Source organism: Bradyrhizobium sp. sGM-13, assembly GCF_018398875.1.
GTDB lineage: Bacteria > Pseudomonadota > Alphaproteobacteria > Rhizobiales > Xanthobacteraceae > Bradyrhizobium.
Window position 1 is genome coordinate 1 of record NZ_JAGWDK010000102.1, and the last position, 4,384, is coordinate 4,384.

A 4,384-nucleotide genomic window follows, 5' to 3' on the forward strand; every position below is an offset into this window, starting at 1 on the left:
GTATGCTTGCGGTCGGAGGAAGAGCGCACATGGGCGGCAACGCGTTTGCCGCAGTGGAAGACTTCAATCGTGCGCGCCGTGATGCGCGCCCAAACCTTCTCGCGCAGCAATTGGTGCGGCACCGAGTAGTAGTGCTTCTCGATCTCGACGTGGTAGTCGAGCGCGACCCTGCATTCCTTCCATTCGGCAAAGACGTAGGGCTCGGCCGGCAGCGGTTTGAGCGCCGCGCGCTCGATCTCGTCGAACAACGCGCGGCGGCTCGCACCGAGATGGCGCGACACGCGGTTGTTGAGTTGTGCGACAAGCTCGGCGATGGCCACGTTCAATGCGCAGAGCGAGAAGAACTGCCGGTTGCGCAGCTTCGCGACGATAAATCGAGCCGCAATTTGGACCGCAACTTCTACCTTAGCTTTGTCGCGGGCGCGATACGGCCGCGCCGGAACAATGGCGGTGTTGTAGTGAGCCGCCATCTCGGCATAGGTGCGGTTGACCGTCGGCTCATAGAAGCAAGCCTTGGTGACGCCCGAGCGCAGATTGTCGGACTTATGTGCCGGACATCGTTATGTGCCGAATGCCGTCACAACCCGCATTTTTAAGCGCTATTTCCGCGCCGGCGGCAACATAACGGAGCGCTCGTGGCATGGTGATCTCCTTCTTTCCTTAGGAGATTGTCATGCTCGAGAAGTACTACATCCGACCCGCCACCATCGATCGTATTCACGAGTCCTGGATCGCTCCCGAAGTCGAGCAGTACGTCAGCTGGATGGCGGAGCAGCGCTATACGGATAGCAGCGTGTCTCGCCGGGTTCCCATCGTGGTGAGCTTTGGCGAGTTCGCAAAAGCTCACGGCGCCAGCGAGGTTAAGAACCTACCTGATCACGTCGAGCCGTTCGTGCAAGCGTGGATTGGTGAACGTGCTAAACGACGCTCAGCCCGGCGACGCAAGCAGATCGGCGATGAAGTACGCAATCCCATCCGCCAGATGCTAAGGCTGGCGGTCCCCGGCTACATTGGCCGGGGTCGTCTCCATAAGCCGGACAACCCGTTCGAACGCCAAGCACCGGGGTTGTTGAGGTACCTGATCGAAGAGAAAGGACTTCGTCAGCGATCGATATACCAATACCAAATTTTTTTGCGTCAGTTCGCGGCCTACCTTGAACGCATCCGCGTCGACAACCTCGCAAAGTTATCGCCAACCGTGCTCAGCGGGTTCATTGCCGAGTACGCTCCGCCCCGAGTGTCCTGGTCAACGGTGCGCAATGCATGCGGAGTCCTGCGGGTCTTTCTACGTTATCTCAATCGTGAAGGGGTTATGGCCAAGGATCTCAGTTCGCTCGTCGAGTTTCCGCAGTCGTACCGGCACGCTGGTGTGCCACGATCGATCAGTTGGGAGCAGGTCGAGCAAGTGCTGGCGGGTATCGACAGACGGTCCGCCTCTGGCAAGCGCGATTATGCGATGATGCTGTTGCTTGCGACCTATGGGCTGCGGGCAGCGGAGGTCGCCTCGCTCACGCTCGATGACATCGACTGGCGCAACGAACGGCTTAAGATCAGGGAACGCAAAGCAGGCAATACCACCACTTATCCGCTCTCGGCGGCGGTGGGAGCAGCGATCGTCGAATACCTCAAAAACGGGCGACCAGCCACGACATGCCGCGAGGTGTTTATGCGCTGCTGTGCTCCGCACGCCCCGATTGGCTCCGCCGCGGTTGTCTGTCGCGCCGCCCATTTCATCCGCAAAGCCGGCATTCGCGTGCCACGCGCCGGTTCGCATGTCCTACGGCACAGTTGTGTGCAGCGCCTGCTAAACGCCAATTTCTCCCTGAAGCATATCGGCGACTACGTCGGCCACCGCAGCGCCTCCTCCACCCAGATCTATGGGAAGATCGCCGTCGAACAGCTGCGTGAGGTTGCATTCAGCAATGGAGAGGACGTGCTGTGAGCTCCGATGCACGTTTCCAGAGTTTTCTCGGCCGCGAGATGGAGCAATTCCTCGCTCACAAGCGCTCTTTGCGACGGCGCTATCTTGTCGAAGAGAAGACGCTCGCGCTGTTCGATGCCTACTTGTCGAAGAACAAAATTGGTAGCCTTAGTGAGGTAACCCCGGAACTGGTGGATGAGTTTCTTCTCTCGCGTCCGCGATCGCGGCCAAGAAGCTATAATCACCTGCGCTCTACGGTGGGACGACTGCTTTCGTATCTCGTCGATCACGGGAAGCTCGCCCAGACACCGCTGAGATCACCGCCGCGTCGCGGAAGGTATCAGCGCACACCATTTATCTTCGACACAGACACAGCCACTCGGTTGCTTGCCCTTGCCAAGGCGCTCCCGAACCATGGTGGTACGATCGAGCGTGGCAACACGTATTTCGCATTGTTCGCCGTGTTGTATGGGCTGGGATTGCGCGTCGGGGAGGCCTGCCGGCTGCACCTCAAAGATGTCGATCTGGAGCGGCGATTGCTCATTATCCGGGAGACTAAATTCTACAAGAGCCGCCTCGTCCCATTTGGACCAAAGCTCGGAACGCTCTTGGTGCAGCATCTCCGTCAACGCCAGACTGCGGCGCGCGCCGCCACTGCTGCAGACGACGCGCCGCTGTTCTGCTTGCGCGGGGGGAGGCCAATCAACCCTGGCACAATCAGCCAGACCTTTCACGCTATGGTCCTGAGCTTAAATCTGCAGATCCCGCCAGGCATTTCGCCGCCGCGCCTGCACGATCTGCGACACTCGTTCGCCGTTGGTACACTCACGCGCTGGTACAGGCTCGGCCTCGATCCTCAGACGAAGCTTCTTGCACTCTCAACTTTCATGGGGCACGGCGACATCAATTCCACTGCGGTGTATCTGACGCCGACCCCGGAGCTTCTCGAACACGCCAACCGCCGCTTCCGTGCCTTTGCTGCGACAACGCTCGGGGAGGATCAATCATGACCCCCTCCCTCGGTACACTGGTTCAGTCATTTTTCACCGATCATCTCCCGGTACAGAAGGGCCTGCGGCTCGGTTCGATCCGCAGTTATCGTGACACGATTCGCCTGTTCCTGTGCTTCGTGTCCGAGCAGCGTGGTCGCCGGATTGCTACACTGGCCCTTGATGACCTGACGTTCGAACGAAGTCTGGCGTTCCTGAGGCACCTGGAGCAAGAGCGCGGTAACTCGGTGCGTACTCGCAATCAACGGCGGGCAGCACTGAACACCTTCTTTGCCTACCTCGCGGTGCGTGCACCCGAGATGCTGGCGGTCTGTCAGCAGGTCGCGGCGATCCCCGTCAAGCGCACATCATTGCCCGATACACATTTCCTCGAGCGGGAGGAGGTAACGGCATTGTTTCGTTCGCTGCCTCGACAAGGTCATCTCTCGCTGCGCGACCACACACTGTTGCTCTTCCTGTACAACACGGGCGCTCGGGTGCAGGAAGTTGCCGATCTTCGTATCGAGCACCTCGAACTCAAGCCGCCAGCCAAAGTCCACTTGCACGGCAAGGGTGACAAGTGGCGGACGTGCCCGCTTTGGGATGAGACAGTGAATCATCTCCAGGCGCTCCTCGCCCAGCGTAGCGCATCGCCAGGCGAGCCAGTCTTCTGCGCTCCGAAGGCCCGCCCTCTAACGCGGTTCGGGATCTATAAGATTGTCCGACGACACGGCGCATCCTTCGATACACACGGGCCGAAATCCAGGCGGGTCAGTCCGCATCTATTCCGGCACACCGCTGCCTGCCACCTGCTGGAATCCGGTGTCGAAGTTAATGTCATACGGAGTTGGCTCGGGCACGTCAGTCTCGACACGACAAACCGTTATGCCGAGCTGACGCTGCGCGTTAAAGCCGAGGCGCTGCGCGCCTGCGAAGTGGGTTCCGATATTTCAACGGTGTCCCGGGCTCGCGTCGCCTGGAAGGACGACAAAACCCTCCTCGACTGGCTCAATTCACTGTAGCGCATTATGTGCCCACACGCCCGCGATCCTCCCCCGAAAGACCGGCTCAAGCCGTTGCCAGCCACATAACGATGTCCGGCACATAAGCTCGATTTTGTTACCGGTAACAAAATCGAGCACCACCACTGCCGGAACCCCGCCGATGAACGCAAAGGCGCGCGTGTGCGAGCCGATCCAGTCGGACAGGCCCTGCGTCCAGGTGGCCTCCGCATATGTGTAGTTCGTCGCGCCGAGCGAGGCGACGAACAGCTGGGCTGTCAGTACCTCGCCGGTCGAACCATCCATCACCTCAAGCGTCGTGCCGGCGTAATCAACGAACATGCGCTCGCCAGCGACGTGGCTCTGTCGCATAGTCGGCGACAGCCGCGCCGCCCAGGCGCCATAGAGCTCACAGTAGCGGCTGTACCCGTAACCATCCGGGTAGGCCGCGCGATGCTCCTCCCACAATAGCT

General features: G+C 59.9%; 3 protein-coding genes and 2 pseudogenes. 3 read left to right on the plus strand and 2 right to left on the minus strand.

Annotated elements, in window-relative coordinates; all coding sequences use genetic code 11:
- Positions 1 to 320: pseudogene (locus tag KJQ96_RS37985) on the minus strand (IS21 family transposase); the annotation flags it as partial.
- A 353-nt stretch (positions 321 to 673) separates the two neighbouring features.
- Between KJQ96_RS37985 and KJQ96_RS37990 the strand changes: the two are divergent.
- The 3 genes from KJQ96_RS37990 to KJQ96_RS38000 are packed head-to-tail and all read left to right on the plus strand — an operon-like array spanning position 674 to position 3,932.
- The gene (locus KJQ96_RS37990; protein WP_213291106.1) at positions 674 to 1,942 is read left to right on the plus strand and encodes a site-specific integrase; all 1,269 of its coding nucleotides are present in this window, start codon (positions 674 to 676) and stop codon (positions 1,940 to 1,942) included.
- Positions 1,939 to 2,931 carry a tyrosine-type recombinase/integrase gene (locus tag KJQ96_RS37995; RefSeq protein ID WP_309142545.1) on the plus strand — a complete coding sequence of 331 codons (993 nt, stop codon included), beginning with the start codon at positions 1,939 to 1,941 and terminating at the stop codon, positions 2,929 to 2,931. Before KJQ96_RS37990 ends, KJQ96_RS37995 begins: the two co-directional genes overlap by 4 nt.
- Positions 2,928 to 3,932: a tyrosine-type recombinase/integrase gene (locus tag KJQ96_RS38000; protein WP_249735061.1), complete on the plus strand. Its 1,005-nt coding sequence runs from the start codon at positions 2,928 to 2,930 to the stop codon at positions 3,930 to 3,932. The genes KJQ96_RS37995 and KJQ96_RS38000 overlap by 4 nt, the downstream gene beginning before the upstream one ends.
- A 111-nt stretch (positions 3,933 to 4,043) precedes the next feature.
- Here the strand turns inward: KJQ96_RS38000 and KJQ96_RS38005 are convergent.
- Positions 4,044 to 4,384 (minus strand): annotated as a pseudogene (locus KJQ96_RS38005) (IS21 family transposase); the annotation flags it as partial.